This is a genomic window from Aliiroseovarius sp. M344, from assembly GCF_025140835.1.
Lineage (GTDB): Bacteria > Pseudomonadota > Alphaproteobacteria > Rhodobacterales > Rhodobacteraceae > Aliiroseovarius.
Genome location: NZ_CP081153.1, coordinates 1,367,498 through 1,383,406 on the forward strand (window position 1 = coordinate 1,367,498; position 15,909 = coordinate 1,383,406).

Sequence of the window (15,909 nt, forward strand, 5' to 3'; positions counted from 1 at the left end):
TGACTGATTTCCGGCTGGCTGCACAAAAAATAGGCAGTTGGTTCAAGAATTGAGCAGATGGCGAAAGGAGACCCATGACGGAACTGCTGACAGCGACCCAAATGAGGGCGATCGAGCAAGCGGCCATCGACTCAGGTGAGGTCACCGGGCTTGAACTGATGGAGCGCGCGGGCAGGGGCGTGGTCGAGGCGATATTCGAGGAATGGCCAGAGCTCGCGAAGACTTCTCATAAGGCGGTGGTGCTGTGCGGACCGGGGAACAACGGCGGCGACGGGTTTGTGGCAGCACGGAGGCTTTTGGACAAAGGTTGGGGTGTCGAAGTGTTTCTTTTTGGCGACCCGGAAAAATTGCCGCCTGATGCTCGGACAAATTACGACGTCTGGTGCTCGATGGGGGCAGTAAAGAAATTAGAAGTCGACGCGGTTGCTTCCGGGCCGCGGCCAACGTTGCTGATCGATGCGATGTTCGGGACGGGACTCACACGTGCGATACCTCTCGATTGCGCGCTTGCATTTCACGCGATTGAAAAAAAAGATGTTGGCGATAGGCATCCCTGGCTGGTGCCTTACCATCGGGTTGCGATAGACACCCCTTCTGGGCTGGATACTGATAGCGGTAAGTTTCTTTTACCTGAGTTCAGCGGGGACCCAGAAGACGAAGAGAACTGGGAGAGTCAGTGGGAGTGGTGGCAGAATGACGCGTCAAAGCGGCTTCTTCTACCTGATCTGACAATTGCGTTTCATCGACGCAAGCTTGGGCATGTTCTGTCGGATGTCAGTCGAAAAGTGGTGGTATGTGACATCGGATTGGGCAAAGAGGATCGCCATCCGGCGCACTTGCTCTGGCCGCATTCGAATGACGTGGCACGCTTGCTAGATTTCGACGTTCCAAAGGGTCGATCCAAGCGTGCATGGCCCGGAAACGATCTTGATAAGCGGAGGGGTGCGCAAAGCCACAAATATGCCCACGGCCATGCCCTCATCCTCTCTGGACAATCGGGCAAAGGCGGCGCGGCGCGGCTCGCAGCGCGCGGGGCGCTTCGGATCGGGGCTGGGCTTGTCACCGTCGCCCCAACACCCGGCGCGCTTCAGGAAAACGCGGCGCGGTTGGATGCAATTATGCTGTCGCCTGTTGGGGACGCGCAGACGTTGAAGGCGGTGCTCGCGGATGAGCGGCTCAATGCGCTGTGCCTTGGCCCCGGATTGGGCGTGGATCGTGCGCGGGACTTGGTGCCGGTGGTTTTGGCCGCAAAACGCTCGACGGTGCTGGATGCGGATGCCCTGACGGCATTCAAGGACGATCCGTCTGCACTGTTCGACATGCTGCACGAAAACTGCGTGCTCACCCCACATGCGGGCGAGTTCGCGCGGCTGTTCCCTGACATTGCCGAGAAGCTGAACGCGCCAGCGACCAAAGGCCCGGCGTACTCCAAAGTGAACGCGACACGAGAAGCCGCTTCGCGGGCGGGCTGTGTGGTCTTGTTCAAAGGCCCGGACACGGTGATCGCAGCGCCGGATGGGGCGTGTTCCATCAACTCCGCCGCCTATGAACGGTCCGCCCCGTGGCTGGCCACCGCCGGATCGGGCGACGTTCTGGCGGGCTTTATCACAGGACTGCTCGCCCGAGGCTTCGCGCCGATGCAGGCGGCGGAAACCGGGGCGTGGTTACATGTGGAATGCGCGTTGGAGTTCGGACCGGGTTTGATCGCAGAAGACTTACCCGAGATGTTGCCGCAGGTGTTTCGGAAGCTGTCGGTCTAGTACGCTGTCTGGCGCGCAGGTGTGGCCAACACCTCCAACCCGCCCACGCAGACAAGCGCAGGCGCATCAAAATGCAACTGGAACAGGGGCAGCTCGGTGTCCATATCCATACGGCGCACCAGTTCACCGTCAGCTATGTCAGACACAGGAACGAGGGCGCGGTCGCGTGAAAACATCGCCCGCGCGAGCCACCCGCGCAGCATAAGGTGCTGCAGACCTGACAAGACAACCGGCCCTGTCTTAGTGCGCGCGCGCCCCTCGGCCAGCGCGTTCGGTGATATACGGCACAGCGACCGGGCAGGCGCGATGTGGCAACTGACGGAGGTTAGGCGCGCGCGTACCCCGTCGGAGGTCAGGATGCGGTCGCCTGGGCGAAGGGCCTCAATCGCACGTTCGCCGTGCAATGTGCGCACCAATGCGCCGGGGCCAATACCAGCGGTCGGAGTTGCGCTGCGCACAAATCCAGCCACCGCGCCCCCGGTATGGGAGATAGGTGTCATAATCGTCCTGCCTTCGTCTGTGGCCCGGTTTGTGGGCTCTGCTCGTTGCGCGTAGGCTAGCAAGTTGGCGCGCGAAATCACTCGTTTTCTGCCGGGTGAGGGCATCTGACGGCGGATCGCCAAAAACACTGTGACCAATTCGTCGCGCATTGCCGCCTATCAAAGGCAAAAGCGGGCGTTTTTCCTCTCGCATCCCGCCCATACTGGTGCTAGAAGGGCGCGAATTTGGGCGGCCCCTCCGATTTGGCGCGGGCTGCCCACGGTTTTTGCGGGTGTGGCGGAATTGGTAGACGCACCAGATTTAGGTTCTGGCGCCGCGAGGCGTGGGGGTTCGACTCCCTTCACCCGCACCAGAAATGGAAAAGGACAAGATGATGCAGGTCACCGAGACCCTGAACGAAGGTCTGAAACGCGGCTATAAGATTGTGGTTCCGGCCACTGATCTGGACGCTAAAGTCAACGAAAAGCTGGTCGAGGCGCAGCCCGAAGTCGAAATGAAAGGCTTTCGCAAAGGCAAAGTGCCGATGGCGCTGCTGAAAAAGCAGTTTGGTCAGCGTCTGATGGGCGAAGCCATGCAAGAAGCTGTCGATGGCGCTATGAGCAAGCATTTCGAGGACAGCGGTGATCGCCCGGCGATGCAGCCTGACGTGAAGATGACCAATGAAGATTGGAAAGAAGGCGACGACGTGGAAATCGAGATGAGCTATGAAGCTCTGCCCGAGATCCCCGAGGTCGACCTGAAAAAAGTGAAGCTTGAGAAGCTGGTTGTAAAAGCCGGTGACAAGGACATCGAAGACGCGCTGGGCAATCTTGCTGAAACCGCGCAGGACTTCAAAGACCGCAAAAAAGGTTCGAAGGCGAAAGATGGCGATCAGGTTGTGATCGACTTCCTTGGCAAAGTTGACGGCGAAGCTTTTGACGGTGGCGCTGCTGAAGATTACCCGCTGGTTCTGGGCTCTGGCTCATTCATTCCGGGCTTTGAAGAACAGTTGGTTGGCGCAAAAGCCGGCGACGACGTCGAAGTGAAGGTCTCGTTCCCTGCCGAGTATGGCGCTGAAAACCTGGCCGGCAAAGACGCTGTCTTTGAGTGCAAGGTCAAAGAGATCAAAGAACCGGTTGCCGCCGAGATCAATGACGAGTTGGCCAAGAAATTCGGAGCCGACGATCTTGCAGCGCTGAAAGTGCAGATCAGTGAACGTCTGGAAGCCGAATTCTCGGGTGCGGCGCGTGCAGTGATGAAGCGTAGCCTGCTGGACGAGCTGGACAAACTGGTTAGTTTCGATTTGCCGCCGTCGCTTTTGGACGCCGAAGCCAAGCAGATCGCCCACCAGCTGTGGCACGAAGAAAACCCGGACGTGCAAGGCCACGACCATCCGGAAGTCGAGCCGACGGACGAGCATACCAAATTGGCCGGCCGCCGTGTGCGTTTGGGTCTTTTGCTGGCTGAACTGGGTCAGAAAGCCGAGATTGAAGTATCTGACGCTGAAATGACTCAAGCGGTTATGAACCAAGCGCGCCAATACCCGGGCCAAGAGAAGCAGTTCTTTGAATTTGTTCAACAAAACCCGCAGATGCGTCAGCAGATTCAAGCTCCGTTGTTTGAAGACAAAGTCATCGACTATGTTTTCGAGCTGGCCAAAGTGTCGGAAAAAGAAGTGTCCAAAGACGACCTGCAAAAGGCCGTTGAGGCGCTCGAAGACGAATAAGACCGGCTTTGCCGATTACCAAAAAGGCCGCCTGATTGGGCGGCCTTTTTTATTTGTGCTGGGTCATCAGCCCGGTCGCAGGCCGGTTTCGACCAGTAGCCCAAGGCGTTTGGCTTCGTAATAATAGCCCCGCGCATACCATTTCATCGCACCCTCAATGTTGCCACCCGAAACCAGATAGGCGCCGCGCAAATACTTACCTGCGTATTTCAGGTTCACATCAGGGTTAAGAAGTTCTTTTGTCGGGCCGCGATGACCCATGGTTTGGGCAGTCTGTGGCAATATCTGTAAAAGACCCCAATAGGGACCATTGCGGGCCCAAGGCCGATGGGTACTTTCTCGCACCGCTTGTCGGTGCACAAGTTCGCGAGGGATCTGGTGGTGATCGGCCCATTTGTTGATGAGCGCGCGCAGTTCGGGCGTTTCGTTTGGATAAAGTGGTGGGTCAAAACGAGCCTGGATCGAAGCGTCTGCGGTTGCCTTTCGATTGGGGTCACCACGGCCAGCGCAGGCCGTAAGGGCGATTGATGGAATGGCAATAAGAACGGTGCGTCGGGGGAGTTGTTTCATGGAGCGCACTATAATTTCGCAATACGCGGTCGGGTAGTGGGTAATATCGCTGTCGGCGGTCGCGCGCTGACCAGGGCTTCTGTGGACCGAAGTCTGCTATTCGATCTTTGTTTAGCTTCACAGTATGCCAGTACGGTTTGTCATAACCAAGGGTCAGCCACAGGACTGAGTTGTGTAAGATCAACGCAGGCATCCTGTGCAGTCGCTAGCATTCCTCTTAGGGATAAGGTTGTCTTCCAATCTGCTTGTTGCGTGGACAAAAATCGAACGGAGGTGGAAATGCTGAGATCAGGCACAATCGTTTGTCTTTGCGTGGTAACATTTCTGGCAACCGGGGCTTTGGCGCAAGAAAGCTTTGTGAAGCGGTTCGCAGATGAACATGCCCCGGCTGTGATCGCGCATCGCAGTGCGATGATTGGCGGACATCCCGAAAACACCTTGGCTTGGATTGAACATGCGATAAATCGGGGCATTGACGTGATACACATCAACCCACAGCGCACCGCTGATGATCATTATATCCTGATGCACGACCATACTCTGAACCGCATGACGGACGTCGAACAGGTGTTCCCAGATGGTCCGCCCGATGGACCATCACGGGCACAGCGAGGCGGGCGTGACTTTGTTGGCGACTATTCACTAAAGCACATCCAGGAGTTAAGAATTGCGGGCGGTGAGGATGGTGGCCGTCATCCTGTGCCCAGTCTCGAAGAGGCGCTCGACTTCATCGATGGCCGGATTCTGGTCATACTTGGCCTGAAATCCTATGAGGTTGAAAGCCTTGCGGTCGTTCTGAATGGCCAGAACAAAGAAAACCTCATGCTTTTTGAACTCTACTACCCAGACACAAACCAGAGCAAGCTGCGCGACCTTTCGGCCGCTACAGGTGTAGGTGTCGCGGTCGCACCGTTTCGATCGAATGATTACCTTGCAGAACTCGAGGGGATTTTCGAACAGCTTGGCCCGGCGCTAGATCATATTGGGTTGATAGCAGCGGTCTTACGCGAAACCTGAGAGCGAGAATGAGCGAGTTGAACCTTCTCGCCGTCTATAGTGGGTGGGATGGCCCAGAGGATTACGCTTTGTTGGAGAAAGGCGACCCAAATCCTTGGCAGGCAGTGCTTGACCAAGGGTATTCAGTTGTTACCGGCCAACCTGAGCTCCTTTTGGAAGTTCTGGGGCGTCAAAAGCAATGATCGGCGCTGTTTCGTCAGCACAGATTATCACCCTAAACGAAAAAAGCCGCCCCAGCAGGAGCGGCCTTTGGTGTTCTTTATAAGTGGACTTAGTCCTCTTCCGAAGCGTCCTCTGCGGGGGCTTCTTCTTCGACGGCTTCGGCCAGATCGTCGTCTTCCGACGCAGCGGCACCGATGTCGTCAAACAGTTCGGCAATCTCGAACTCTGCTTCAGCTTCTGCTTCCGCGGCCAGTTCCTGGATCGATTTGCCCGACGCTTGCAGTTCGGCTTCTTCTGCCGAACGGGCGACGTTCAATTCGATTTCAACATCGACTTCGGGGTGCAGGATCACGTGAACAGTGTGCAGACCCAAATACTTGATCGGGGCTTTCAGAGCGACCTGCTTCTTGTCGACGGTGAAACCACCTTCGGTGGCAACGTCTGCTGCGTCACGGGGCGTAACCGAGCCATAAAGCGCACCAGCATCCGATGCGGACCGAATCACGATGAACTGTTGTCCGTCGAGTTTCGCGGCCAGGGCTTCGGCTTCTTTTTTGGTTTCCAGATTGTTCGCTTCAAGCTGCGCTTTCTGGGCTTCAAAGGATGCGATGTTGGCTTGCGACGCGCTGAGCGCTTTGCCTTGGGGCAGAAGGAAGTTACGGGCAAAGCCCGGCTTGACGTCAACGACGTCACCCATCTGACCAAGTTTGGCCACACGTTCCAAAAGGATAACTTGCATAATCAGATCTCCTTACTTCACGGCGTAGGGAAGCAGGGCGAGGAAGCGGGCGCGTTTGATGGCGCGCGACAGTTCGCGTTGCTTCTTGGCCGACACAGCGGTGATCCGCGAGGGGACAATCTTGCCACGCTCAGAGATGTAACGCTGCAGAAGGCGCGTGTCTTTGTAGTCGATCTTCGGCGCGTTGTCGCCCGAGAACGGACATACTTTGCGACGGCGGAAAAATGGTTTAGCTGCCATGGTTTAGGTCCTCTCCAGCTTAGCGGTCACGGGGACGGCGGTCGCCGCGCTCGTCACGCTTTTGCATTTGGATCGACGGGCCTTCGGCGTGTTCGTCAACCTTGATCGTCAGAATGCGCATGACGTCGTCATGCAGGCGCATCAGGCGCTCCATTTCCTGAACAGCCGGTGCAGGTGCATCGGTTTTCAGGAACGCATAGTGACCCTTGCGGTTCTTGTTGATCTTGTAGGCCATCGTTTTGACACCCCAGTACTCGCTGTCAACGACTTTACCGCCGTTGTCACCCAGTACAGTGCCAAAATGTTCGATGAGGTTCTCAGCTTGCGTGTTGGACAAGTCCTGACGCGAGATGAAGACATGCTCATACATCGGCATGTGAACTCCAGTTCTATTTTCAAGCGCGCTTCAAAGGATGGGTATTCATGCCTTTCCGCCACCCATCCACGAGAGGCCACGCGGTTCAAAAACACACGGAAAGGACGGTGCCTTATACACGGTTGGTCCAGTGTTGCAAGGCGGATGTGGCCGTCCCAGCCCGCTAGGTTGCCAATTGCGAATGCCCGCGAATTACCAGACCTGCGCCGCAATGCCGTCACAGTTGCATGTGATCCATACATAAAGGGTGATTGCTGCATTATCAGCCACCTTGGACGCGTTGAAAGAATGCGTAAGACAATGAAGGGGGGCGAACGAATGCAAATCAATGAGCCAAAGATCAGCTTTCAACAGTTGATGAGCATGACCCATCTGACTCCGAAAGTATTCAAGGCCCAGTTCGGGTATCGCTTGACGGCAGAAGGGTCAGCACCGGGACTGATGCGGATCACCCATGCAGTGGGCCGTTTCGTCGGCTTGGTCTTGCTGCTTCTTATCGCAGGCGTTTGGTCTTTTTCGGCCAGTGCGTTTTCCGACCCGTTGATTATGGCCATGAAGATTGGTCTGACCGGGCTTCTGTTTGTTGTTGGCTGGCTGCTGTTCTGGTACGGGCGCGACGCACGTCAGGTCGAAGCTCAGGTTGACATTGATAAGCGGGAAATGCGCATAGGATACATAGATGGCTGGAACCGGTTCCGCCAGGAAACGCGTATCCCTTTTGGTGAAATCGGCTCGTTCATGATCCTGCGCGGCAGTGATGATGACGCTGAAGCAGGACTTTACGCGCGGATTGGCAGCGGCATGGACGCATTCGAGATCATTTCAGGTGACGTGGAAGCGCTCGAGCCAATCCAGTTGCAACTGGCTAAGGATCTCAGCGGGGCCCGGCGGACCGTGAAGCCCAACAAGCCTTGGCCAACATTGGCAGAAGGCAAGGCCATTTCGTTGACGCAGGTGACAGCCCCCTAAACCGCTGTAATACAGCATGAGGTTTCAAGACTGGCGCGCAATTGGTATTGCAGCGCCAGTTTTCATTTCTGGCAAAGCGGATTGCACCAATCGCGCCTGCGCGCTATGCCCGTTGGGAAAGCTTTGCAGCAAAAGGAGAGCCCATGAGCCGCGCATTTGTTTTTCCCGGGCAGGGCGCCCAGAGTATTGGAATGGGCAAGGCCCTTGCGGATGCCTATCCATCGGCAAAAGCGGTTTTTGACGAAGTGGATGATGCGCTTGGTGAAAAGCTGTCGGCCCTTATTTGGGAAGGCGCGCAGGAAGAATTGACGCTGACACAGAATGCCCAGCCAGCGCTGATGGCAACGTCGTTGGCCGCAATGCGCGCGCTTGAGGCAGAAGGCGTTTCGATCAACGCGGCATCCTATGTCGCGGGCCACTCGTTGGGCGAGTATTCGGCTTTGGCTGCGGCTGGCACCTTCACAATTGCAGACACGGCCCGCCTGTTGCGCGTGCGCGGTAAAGCGATGCAAGAGGCTGTTCCGGTTGGCGTTGGTGCGATGGCCGCGCTGCTTGGATTGGATTTTGAAACCGCAGCGGAAGTGGCGCTGGAAGCGGCCCATGATCAGGTCTGCCAAGCTGCCAATGACAATGACCCGTCGCAAGTGGTTGTTTCTGGACATAAAGAGGCGGTTGAGCGCGCCGTCGAGATCGCAAAAGCCAAAGGTGCCCGCCGTGCTGTGCTGTTGCCGGTCAGCGCACCTTTTCATTGCGCATTGATGGAGCCTGCCGCCGAAGCAATGGCCGAAGCGTTGTCACATATCGAGATGAAGGAACCAGCGGTTCCATTGGTGGCAAACGTGCGCGCCGCAAGCATTACCGACACCACAGTGATCCGGTCGCTCTTGGTTGAGCAGGTTACTGGCTCTGTCCGTTGGCGCGAGAGCGTGACGTGGATGGCGGGCAAAGGTGTCACAGAAATTTGGGAAATTGGTGCGGGCAAGGCATTGTCTGGAATGATCCGGCGCATCGCCAAAGATGTCGAGACGCGTGCGGTCGGTACGCCCGAAGATGTCTTGGCGGCCCTAGAGGCGTTCAACGCAGTATGAATGTGTGGTGGCCGTGCATGACCGCGGCTCCTGCTCAACTTGAAAAAGGATGCTCAGATGTTTGATCTGAATGGTAAAAATGCACTCGTGACAGGTGCTTCGGGTGGGATCGGTGGCGAGATCGCCAAAGCCTTGCATAAGGCGGGTGCGACGGTTGCGTTATCGGGCACACGTGTTGAACCACTTGAAGCATTGGCGGCAGAGCTTGGCGAACGCGCCCATGTGCTTCCGTGCAACCTGTCAGACGGCGAAGCGGTTGACGCCTTGCCAAAGCAGGCCGTTGAGGCGATGGGATCGGTCGATATTCTGGTGAATAACGCCGGCATCACCCGCGATCAGATTTTCATGCGCATGTCGGATGAGGAATGGGACAGCGTGATCAACGTCAACCTGACCTCGACCATGCGGTTGTGCCGTGGTGTGATGCGCCCGATGATGAAGGCGCGCTGGGGTAGGATCATCAATATCAGCTCGATCGTGGGCGCGACCGGCAACCCGGGTCAGGTGAATTATGCGGCCTCGAAGGCGGGCATGGTGGGGCTGACCAAATCAATCGCATATGAGGTCGCAAGCCGCGGCATTACGGCGAATTGCGTAGCACCGGGGTTCATTGCGACCGCGATGACAGATAAGCTGACCGATGATCAGAAAGAAAAGATCAACGCCCAAATACCTGCCGCGCGTATGGGCACACCGGAAGAGATCGCGGCAGCAGTCCTTTACCTTGCGTCTTCGGAGGCAGGTTACACCACGGGAGCGACGATCCACGTGAATGGCGGTATGGCAATGTTGTGAGCGGTCAGGGCGGCCGGGCAACGTCCGGCCACCTTGCCTATTGAAGGTCTAAAGCGTTTGCCTATCTATTACGATGTGCTATAGGCGGCGCATGTTTTTCTCCAACATACCTTTCGGGGTGGGGGAAGTCGGCGTGATACGCCGTAAACAGAGCGGCCCATCCCGGGTCTATCGAAAAAGGCCATGTGCCTGAAAAAACGTGAGGATTTATCATGAGCGACGTCGCAGATCGCGTGAAAAAAATCGTTGTTGAGCACTTGGGTGTTGAAGAGGAAAAGGTTGCGGAATCGGCCTCTTTCATCGACGACCTTGGCGCTGACAGCCTGGACACAGTCGAGCTGGTTATGGCTTTCGAAGAAGAGTTCGGTATCGAGATTCCGGATGACGCTGCTGAAACCATTCAGACATTCGGCGACGCCGTGAAATTCATCACGAAAGCCGTCTAAGCTTTCAGGATCATCTAGTTCTTGAAACGGCCTGCCATTCGGCGGGCCGTTTCTTTTTGTATCGGTTTCGGCACCAACGCCGCTTTCAGCGCGCATTGAGCCGATTTTAGAAACGCTTTTTGGGGTGTGCTACTATTTCACTAGACCACCATTGGTTTGGCGAAGGAAGCGATCCATGATTATCTATCCGACCCTTGAATTACAGAGCGGGCGTTGCGTCACGCTGCGTCGGGGGCGTCTTGAAGAGCCTTCGATCTGGCATGTCGACCCGATTGAGACGGCACTGAGCTTCGTCGAGGCCGGTGCGGAATGGATTCACATCACCGATTTCGATGCGGTTGACGGCAAGGGTGATAATACCGCGCTGATCGAGGACATCATTAAACAGGCGGGGTGTTCTGTGCAGGTTGCGGGCGGTATCCGCACCCGCGACACGGTTGAAAACTGGATCGAGAAAGGGGTTGGGCGCGTGGTATTGGGAACCATTGCAGCGCGCGACCCTGATATGGTGAAGGGTCTTACCAACCGCTTTCCCGACCAGATCGTTCTGGCTGCGGACATCTGGCAAGGCCAGTTGATGACGGATGGATGGCGCAACCCCGTGGCGATCACGCCCGAGGACTTTTTAGCCTCCTATGCGGATGTTCCTTTGGCCGCTGTGTTGATCACCGATATCGATAGCGACATTGATCAACCAGACGCTCAGCTGGGGCTTCTGAGTAAACTGGCAGGCGCGACCCGCCATCAGGTCATCGCATCAGGAACAGTGCATGAACTGGACGACGTTGCGCGGCTGAAATATGTCCCCAATATTGCTGGCACATTGATCGGACGCGCGCTTTTCTCGAAAACCGTGGATCTGGGTGAAGCACTTGCGGTGGCGCGACCGAACCCAGAGGCCAGGGCAGAGTTCATCTGATCTTTTGCGAAAACAAAATGTTGGCCGGTGACGCGTGGGTTTTGCGTCGGTGTCACCGGCTGGCGTCTTAGTTCCTCGGCTCAGAAGTCATCTCATCGGCAGCTTTTGCCTGACGGACCGAACGCCTCTTGCCCCTCAACCCCCCGCCGCGCTATCAAGCGTGGGATGAAAGACTTCCTGAGAAAGGGCAGCATAATGCGTCGAGTGGTCGTTACAGGTCTGGGCATGGTTTCTCCTCTTGCGTGTGGAGTTGAAGAAACCTGGAAACGTATTCTTGACGGACAGTCGGGCGCAGGTCCGATTACTAAGTTCGATGCGTCGCGCGTCACCACAAAATATGCCTGTGAGGTACCTTTGGGTGATGGCACGGATGGCACTTTCAATCCCGATGATTGGATGGAGCCAAAAGAGCGTCGCAAAGTGGACGACTTCATCCTTTACGGACTGGCGGCATCTGAAATGGCCGTCAAGGATGCCGGCTGGTTGCCGGAAGACGAAGAAAGCCGCCAGCGCACAGGCGTGATGATTGGGTCGGGTATCGGCGGATTGGCGACGATCGCTGAGACCTCGATCACCTTGCACGAGCGCGGGCCGCGCCGCGTATCGCCGTTCTTCATTCCCGGATCACTCATCAATCTGATTTCTGGCCAAGTTTCGATCAAGTTCGGCTTTAAGGGCCCCAACCACTCGGTGGTTACCGCATGTTCGACCGGCGCACATGCGATTGGCGACGCGTCTCGTCTGATCCAGACGGGCGACGCCGATGTGATGATTGCAGGCGGGGCCGAGGCTGCGATTTGCGAGTTGGGCATTGCCGGGTTCAACGCCTGTAAAGCGCTGTCCACCAAAGGGGAAGACAACCCCAAGGGCGCGAGCCGCCCCTATGATGCGGACCGTGATGGGTTCGTCATGGGCGAAGGCGCTGGCATAGTCGTCTTGGAAGAATACGAGCACGCCAAGGCGCGCGGTGCAAAGATTTATGCTGAAGTGTTGGGCTATGGCCTTTCCGGCGATGCCTACCACATTACAGCCCCGTCCGAGGATGGCGACGGTGGGTTCCGCGCGATGAAGGCCGCCCTTGCCAAAGCGGGTCTGGAACCGTCTGCGATTGACTATATTAATGCGCACGGCACCTCGACCATGGCAGACACTATCGAGCTGGGCGCTGTTGAGCGTCTGCTGGGTGATGCCGCAGATAAGGCGACGATGAGTTCGACCAAAAGCTCGATCGGTCACCTGCTGGGAGCCGCGGGCGCGGTCGAAGCGATCTTCTGCATTCTGGCCCTGCGCGACCAGATCGCTCCGCCGACGATTAATCTGGACAATCCCGCGATCAAGTCGCGTTTGAGCCTTGCCGCCAACAAAGCAGAAAAGCGCGAGATCAATACGGTTCTGTCCAACAGCTTCGGCTTCGGCGGCACCAATGCGAGCCTGATCATGGGCAAGGTCGCTGACTGATGTGGCGCAACATTGCCTCGAACGCACTGAGTTTGTTTGTCGTCATCATGATCGTCGCGATTGGCGTGATTGCTTGGGGCAAGAAACAGTATTCTAATCCGGGTCCGCTGGCTGAGGCTATCTGCCTGAGGGTTGAGAAGGGCTCTAATTTCTCTCGGGTGGCCAACAAGCTGACCGAACAGGGCGCGATTTCGAATGCCACGATCTTCCGATTGGGTGTGGAGTATTCTGAAAAGAAATCGGCGTTGAAAGCTGGGTCGTTTTTGGTCGAAGAAGGCGCGTCGATGGAAGAGATCGTCGATGTGGTCACCCGTGGTGGTGCATCGACCTGTGGCACAGAAGTTGTTTATCGGATCGGTGTGTTGAATGCCGAAGTTCAGGTGCGAGAATTAGATCCGGCCACGCAAGAATATGAAATCACTGCAGAATTCAAGCCCGCCGAATTGGAAGGCGCCGCACCTGAAACCTATACGAAGGTGCGTAACGAAAGCGATACACGCTATCGCATTGCCTTGGCAGAGGGCGTCACAAGCTGGCAGATCGTGGACAGCCTGAGCCGAGCAGATTTCCTTGCCGGTGATGTTAGTGAAGTGCCCGCCGAGGGGACGTTGGCCCCCGACAGCTATGAAGTCAAAGTGGGCGCGGATCGCGCGACACTGTTAGCAAACATGCAAGCGGCGCAATCGGAAATCCTTGCGCAAGCTTGGGAGGCTCGTGCAGCGGATTTGCCTTATGACAGCCCTGAACTGGCGCTGATCATGGCGTCAATTGTGGAAAAAGAAACTGGCGTGGCTGAAGAGCGGCGTCAGGTGGCCAGCGTGTTCGTGAACCGCCTGAACCAAGGGATGCGTTTGCAAACGGACCCGACGGTGATTTATGGCATCACCAAGGGGCAAGGCGCATTGGGTCGTGGATTGCGGCAAAGCGAGTTGCGGTCCGAGACTCCTTACAACACCTATGTGATTGACGGCATGCCGCCCACTCCGATTGCCAACCCCGGCAGGGCCGCCATCGAAGCCGCAATGAACCCGGACACGACGGATTTCATTTTCTTTGTGGCTGACGGCACTGGTGGACATGCGTTTGCGAAGACGCTGGATGAGCATAACCGCAATGTCGCCAAATGGCGCGAGATTGAGGCGGAGCGCGCGAACCAGTGATTTGGTAAATAAATCATGCCGTTGCCGCACGCTGTTGCGGCAGGTCAATTTGACAGAGCGCACGGTCGCCCGTAGGTTCTGACATACGCTAGAAGACATGAATGTAACGGCCTTGGGCACCTGCCCGGGGCCGTTTTTTCATGTCGCTCGTGCGGAGAAGAGCATGAGAGGCAGACACAATAATGACAATGATCACGCCCTTGGGGAAGGACGCGGCTTCGGAAGAATACCTGAAGATCGCGGACGCGTTTTTTCTGCGCGTTTTGAAAGAGCTGGACCGACAGTTGAGCGCGGCGGAACTGGCCGATTGCGAGACCACACCGGGATTGGCGAAAGCCGTGACCGAGGTGCGCCGTGCCATGCAAACTGTATTTGAGGAAAGGAAACGTCTTGAACAAAGTGATAGCAACGCCTTTGGCGGGGCCGGAGCAGGTGCACTCGACCTTGCTCAGGCCCGAGATGAAATCGGGCGCCGACTGGCTTGCCTGCGTGACGCAAGAGGAGCGGGAGACGTTTCTGAACAACCTGAGTGATGGCGCGCTGATAGCCTTGCCATTCCTGTTTGAGTTCTGGGCGCTGGATCACCAGCTGCCACCCGATGGGGATTGGCGCACTTGGGTCATCATGGGAGGGCGTGGCGCGGGGAAAACCCGCGCCGGGTCCGAATGGGTGCGCGCCGAGGTTGAAGGGGCAGGTCCCCTTGACCCCGGTCGATCAAAGCGGGTCGCTTTGGTGGGTGAAACGATCGATCAGGTGCGCGAGGTGATGATTTTTGGCGAAAGCGGAATTCTGGCCTGTTCGCCGCCCGATCGTCGTCCTGAGTGGCAGTCAGGGCGGCGACGCCTTGTCTGGCCCAATGGCGCCGTGGCGCAGGTGTTTTCGGCTTATGAACCAGAAAGCCTGCGTGGCCCGCAATTCGATGCGGCTTGGGTGGACGAGTTAGCGAAATGGAAAAAGGCCGAAGAAACCTGGGATATGCTTCAGTTTGGCCTGCGCCTTGGCAACCATCCCCGGCAATGCGTCACCACCACGCCGCGCAATGTCGGGGTTCTGAAAGCGATCCTGAAAAACCCCTCGACCGTCACGACGCAAGCCCCGACAGAGGCCAACCGCGCCTATCTTGCGAAAAGTTTCCTTGAAGAAGTGCGTTCGCGCTATGCCGACACGCGTCTGGGGCGGCAGGAGTTGGACGGTGTGCTGTTGGAGGACACCGAGGGTGCGCTTTGGACCATGGCTGGTTTGGACAATGCGCGCGCCACCGGCGATTTGCCGGTCTTTGATCGCGTGGTGGTCGCGGTGGATCCGCCTGTCACGGGTCACAAGGGCTCGGACGAATGTGGGATTATTGTCGCTGGCGTGATGGCGCAGGGCACGCCCGGCGATTGGCGTGCAGTGGTGCTGGAGGATGCCAGCGTCTCGGCCGCCAGCCCCTCGGAATGGGCGACGGCCGCGTTAGACGCCATGCGCCGCCACGATGCGGACCGATTGGTGGCTGAGGTCAACCAAGGCGGCGATCTGGTGGAATCGGTGATCCGCCAGATTGATCCAACAGTTCCCTTTCGCGCCGTACGCGCGACGCGGGGCAAATCGGCGCGGGCCGAACCCGTTGCCGCGCTTTATGAGCAGGGACGTGTCACTCATGCGGGTGGCATGCCAACGCTGGAAGATCAGATGTGTCGCATGACCATTCATGGTTTTGAGGGAAAGGGCAGCCCGGATCGCGTTGATGCGTTGGTTTGGGCCTTGCATGAGTTGATCATCGCGCCCGCTGCGACGTGGCGCAGACCGCAGGTGCGTACGCTTGGTTAAAGAGTTTTTTAACCTCGAATGGCAGAGTGCAAAACATCGAAAGGCGGGGTCCTGAGCCTTCTTCGTTCACGGACCCCGACCTGACCATCACTGAGACGAAAGTTTCAACGACCGGCGCTGTGACACGCAGTTTGCCGGGCGGGAAAGATTTGCCGGGGATCATACCCCAACAAGACAGAACGCGAGGAGCACCAG

General features: G+C 57.1%; 18 protein-coding genes and 1 tRNA gene. 14 read left to right on the forward strand and 5 right to left on the reverse strand.

Annotation, left to right across the window (positions count from 1 at the left end; all coding sequences use genetic code 11):
• Window positions 1–74: 74 nt before the first annotated feature.
• Complete coding sequence (locus K3556_RS06680) at window positions 75–1,760, forward strand: NAD(P)H-hydrate dehydratase (protein WP_260518940.1); 1,686 nt, start codon at window positions 75–77, stop codon at window positions 1,758–1,760.
• Here K3556_RS06680 and K3556_RS06685 read toward each other — a convergent pair.
• Window positions 1,757–2,260 carry a Hint domain-containing protein gene (locus tag K3556_RS06685; protein ID WP_260518941.1) on the reverse strand — a complete coding sequence of 168 codons (504 nt, stop codon included), beginning with the start codon at window positions 2,258–2,260 and terminating at the stop codon, window positions 1,757–1,759. The genes K3556_RS06680 and K3556_RS06685 overlap by 4 nt on opposite strands.
• Window positions 2,261–2,528: 268 nt before the next feature.
• Between K3556_RS06685 and K3556_RS06690 the strand changes: the two genes are divergently transcribed.
• Window positions 2,529–2,613 (forward strand) — tRNA-Leu (locus K3556_RS06690).
• 21 nt (window positions 2,614–2,634) lie between these two features.
• Entirely contained in the window at window positions 2,635–3,966 is a 1,332-nt protein-coding gene (tig, locus tag K3556_RS06695) for a trigger factor (protein ID WP_260519189.1), read from the forward strand.
• Window positions 3,967–4,032: 66 nt separating this feature from the next.
• Here tig and K3556_RS06700 read toward each other — a convergent pair whose 3' ends face one another.
• Window positions 4,033–4,536 carry a lytic transglycosylase domain-containing protein gene (locus tag K3556_RS06700; RefSeq protein WP_260518942.1) on the reverse strand — a complete coding sequence of 168 codons (504 nt, stop codon included), beginning with the start codon at window positions 4,534–4,536 and terminating at the stop codon, window positions 4,033–4,035.
• Between the two features lie 279 nt (window positions 4,537–4,815).
• Here K3556_RS06700 and K3556_RS06705 point away from each other — a divergent pair, with 279 nt between their 5' ends.
• On the forward strand, window positions 4,816–5,553 hold the full coding sequence (locus tag K3556_RS06705) for a glycerophosphodiester phosphodiesterase family protein (protein WP_260518943.1): 738 nt from the start codon (window positions 4,816–4,818) through the stop codon (window positions 5,551–5,553).
• Window positions 5,554–5,561: 8 nt separating this feature from the next.
• The gene (locus tag K3556_RS06710) at window positions 5,562–5,735 is read left to right on the forward strand and encodes a hypothetical protein (protein WP_260518944.1); all 174 of its coding nucleotides are present in this window, start codon (window positions 5,562–5,564) and stop codon (window positions 5,733–5,735) included.
• An 89-nt stretch (window positions 5,736–5,824) separates the two neighbouring features.
• On the opposite strand, the gene rplI is transcribed toward K3556_RS06710, so the two are convergent.
• Genes rplI through rpsF form a run of 3 tightly spaced genes read right to left on the reverse strand, consistent with a single transcriptional unit; the run spans window position 5,825 to window position 7,070 of the window.
• Window positions 5,825–6,454 carry a 50S ribosomal protein L9 gene (rplI, locus tag K3556_RS06715; protein WP_260518945.1) on the reverse strand — a complete coding sequence of 210 codons (630 nt, stop codon included), beginning with the start codon at window positions 6,452–6,454 and terminating at the stop codon, window positions 5,825–5,827.
• 12 nt (window positions 6,455–6,466) lie between these two features.
• Entirely contained in the window at window positions 6,467–6,694 is a 228-nt protein-coding gene (rpsR, locus tag K3556_RS06720; RefSeq protein WP_068246410.1) for a 30S ribosomal protein S18, read from the reverse strand.
• Window positions 6,695–6,713: 19 nt separating this feature from the next.
• Complete coding sequence (rpsF, locus tag K3556_RS06725; protein WP_260518946.1) at window positions 6,714–7,070, reverse strand: 30S ribosomal protein S6; 357 nt, start codon at window positions 7,068–7,070, stop codon at window positions 6,714–6,716.
• Window positions 7,071–7,358: 288 nt separating this feature from the next.
• On the opposite strand from rpsF, the gene K3556_RS06730 reads away from it, so the two are divergent.
• The 9 genes from K3556_RS06730 (at window position 7,359) to K3556_RS06770 (ending at window position 15,714) form a co-directional block, all read left to right on the forward strand.
• On the forward strand, window positions 7,359–8,039 hold the full coding sequence (locus tag K3556_RS06730) for a hypothetical protein (RefSeq protein WP_260518947.1): 681 nt from the start codon (window positions 7,359–7,361) through the stop codon (window positions 8,037–8,039).
• A gap of 143 nt (window positions 8,040–8,182) precedes the next feature.
• On the forward strand, window positions 8,183–9,127 hold the full coding sequence (gene fabD / locus K3556_RS06735; protein WP_260518948.1) for an ACP S-malonyltransferase: 945 nt from the start codon (window positions 8,183–8,185) through the stop codon (window positions 9,125–9,127).
• A 57-nt stretch (window positions 9,128–9,184) separates the two neighbouring features.
• Window positions 9,185–9,922, forward strand: a complete 738-nt coding sequence (fabG, locus tag K3556_RS06740; RefSeq protein WP_260518949.1) for a 3-oxoacyl-[acyl-carrier-protein] reductase — start codon at window positions 9,185–9,187, stop codon at window positions 9,920–9,922.
• 212 nt (window positions 9,923–10,134) lie between these two features.
• Window positions 10,135–10,368, forward strand: coding sequence for an acyl carrier protein (locus tag K3556_RS06745; protein WP_260518950.1), 234 nt, complete (start codon window positions 10,135–10,137; stop codon window positions 10,366–10,368).
• Window positions 10,369–10,543: 175 nt separating this feature from the next.
• The gene (locus tag K3556_RS06750) at window positions 10,544–11,287 is read left to right on the forward strand and encodes a 1-(5-phosphoribosyl)-5-[(5-phosphoribosylamino)methylideneamino] imidazole-4-carboxamide isomerase (protein ID WP_260518951.1); all 744 of its coding nucleotides are present in this window, start codon (window positions 10,544–10,546) and stop codon (window positions 11,285–11,287) included.
• 195 nt (window positions 11,288–11,482) lie between these two features.
• Window positions 11,483–12,745 (forward strand): beta-ketoacyl-ACP synthase II, encoded by a 1,263-nt coding sequence (gene fabF / locus K3556_RS06755; protein WP_260518952.1) that lies wholly within the window; start codon window positions 11,483–11,485, stop codon window positions 12,743–12,745.
• Window positions 12,745–13,905 carry an endolytic transglycosylase MltG gene (mltG, locus tag K3556_RS06760; protein WP_260518953.1) on the forward strand — a complete coding sequence of 387 codons (1,161 nt, stop codon included), beginning with the start codon at window positions 12,745–12,747 and terminating at the stop codon, window positions 13,903–13,905. Before fabF ends, mltG begins: the two co-directional genes overlap by 1 nt.
• Before the next feature lie 182 nt (window positions 13,906–14,087).
• Window positions 14,088–14,438, forward strand: a complete 351-nt coding sequence (locus K3556_RS06765) for a hypothetical protein (RefSeq protein ID WP_260518954.1) — start codon at window positions 14,088–14,090, stop codon at window positions 14,436–14,438.
• Window positions 14,365–15,714, forward strand: a complete 1,350-nt coding sequence (locus K3556_RS06770) for a DNA-packaging protein (RefSeq protein WP_260518955.1) — start codon at window positions 14,365–14,367, stop codon at window positions 15,712–15,714. The genes K3556_RS06765 and K3556_RS06770 overlap by 74 nt, the downstream gene beginning before the upstream one ends.
• Window positions 15,715–15,909: the final 195 nt, after the last annotated feature.

Bases quoted from the DNA above. Each gene is read 5' to 3' on its own strand.
- K3556_RS06680 (WP_260518940.1), top strand. From the start codon at position 75: ATGACGGAACTGCTGACAGCGACCCAAATGAGGGCGATCGAGCAAGCG.
- K3556_RS06685 (WP_260518941.1), bottom strand. From the start codon at position 2,260: ATGACACCTATCTCCCATACCGGGGGCGCGGTGGCTGGATTTGTGCGC.
- tig (WP_260519189.1), top strand. From the start codon at position 2,635: ATGCAGGTCACCGAGACCCTGAACGAAGGTCTGAAACGCGGCTATAAG.
- K3556_RS06700 (WP_260518942.1), bottom strand. From the start codon at position 4,536: ATGAAACAACTCCCCCGACGCACCGTTCTTATTGCCATTCCATCAATC.
- K3556_RS06705 (WP_260518943.1), top strand. From the start codon at position 4,816: ATGCTGAGATCAGGCACAATCGTTTGTCTTTGCGTGGTAACATTTCTG.
- K3556_RS06710 (WP_260518944.1), top strand. From the start codon at position 5,562: ATGAGCGAGTTGAACCTTCTCGCCGTCTATAGTGGGTGGGATGGCCCA.
- rplI (WP_260518945.1), bottom strand. From the start codon at position 6,454: ATGCAAGTTATCCTTTTGGAACGTGTGGCCAAACTTGGTCAGATGGGT.
- rpsR (WP_068246410.1), bottom strand. From the start codon at position 6,694: ATGGCAGCTAAACCATTTTTCCGCCGTCGCAAAGTATGTCCGTTCTCG.
- rpsF (WP_260518946.1), bottom strand. From the start codon at position 7,070: ATGCCGATGTATGAGCATGTCTTCATCTCGCGTCAGGACTTGTCCAAC.
- K3556_RS06730 (WP_260518947.1), top strand. From the start codon at position 7,359: ATGCGTAAGACAATGAAGGGGGGCGAACGAATGCAAATCAATGAGCCA.
- fabD (WP_260518948.1), top strand. From the start codon at position 8,183: ATGAGCCGCGCATTTGTTTTTCCCGGGCAGGGCGCCCAGAGTATTGGA.
- fabG (WP_260518949.1), top strand. From the start codon at position 9,185: ATGTTTGATCTGAATGGTAAAAATGCACTCGTGACAGGTGCTTCGGGT.
- K3556_RS06745 (WP_260518950.1), top strand. From the start codon at position 10,135: ATGAGCGACGTCGCAGATCGCGTGAAAAAAATCGTTGTTGAGCACTTG.
- K3556_RS06750 (WP_260518951.1), top strand. From the start codon at position 10,544: ATGATTATCTATCCGACCCTTGAATTACAGAGCGGGCGTTGCGTCACG.
- fabF (WP_260518952.1), top strand. From the start codon at position 11,483: ATGCGTCGAGTGGTCGTTACAGGTCTGGGCATGGTTTCTCCTCTTGCG.
- mltG (WP_260518953.1), top strand. From the start codon at position 12,745: ATGTGGCGCAACATTGCCTCGAACGCACTGAGTTTGTTTGTCGTCATC.
- K3556_RS06765 (WP_260518954.1), top strand. From the start codon at position 14,088: ATGACAATGATCACGCCCTTGGGGAAGGACGCGGCTTCGGAAGAATAC.
- K3556_RS06770 (WP_260518955.1), top strand. From the start codon at position 14,365: ATGAAATCGGGCGCCGACTGGCTTGCCTGCGTGACGCAAGAGGAGCGG.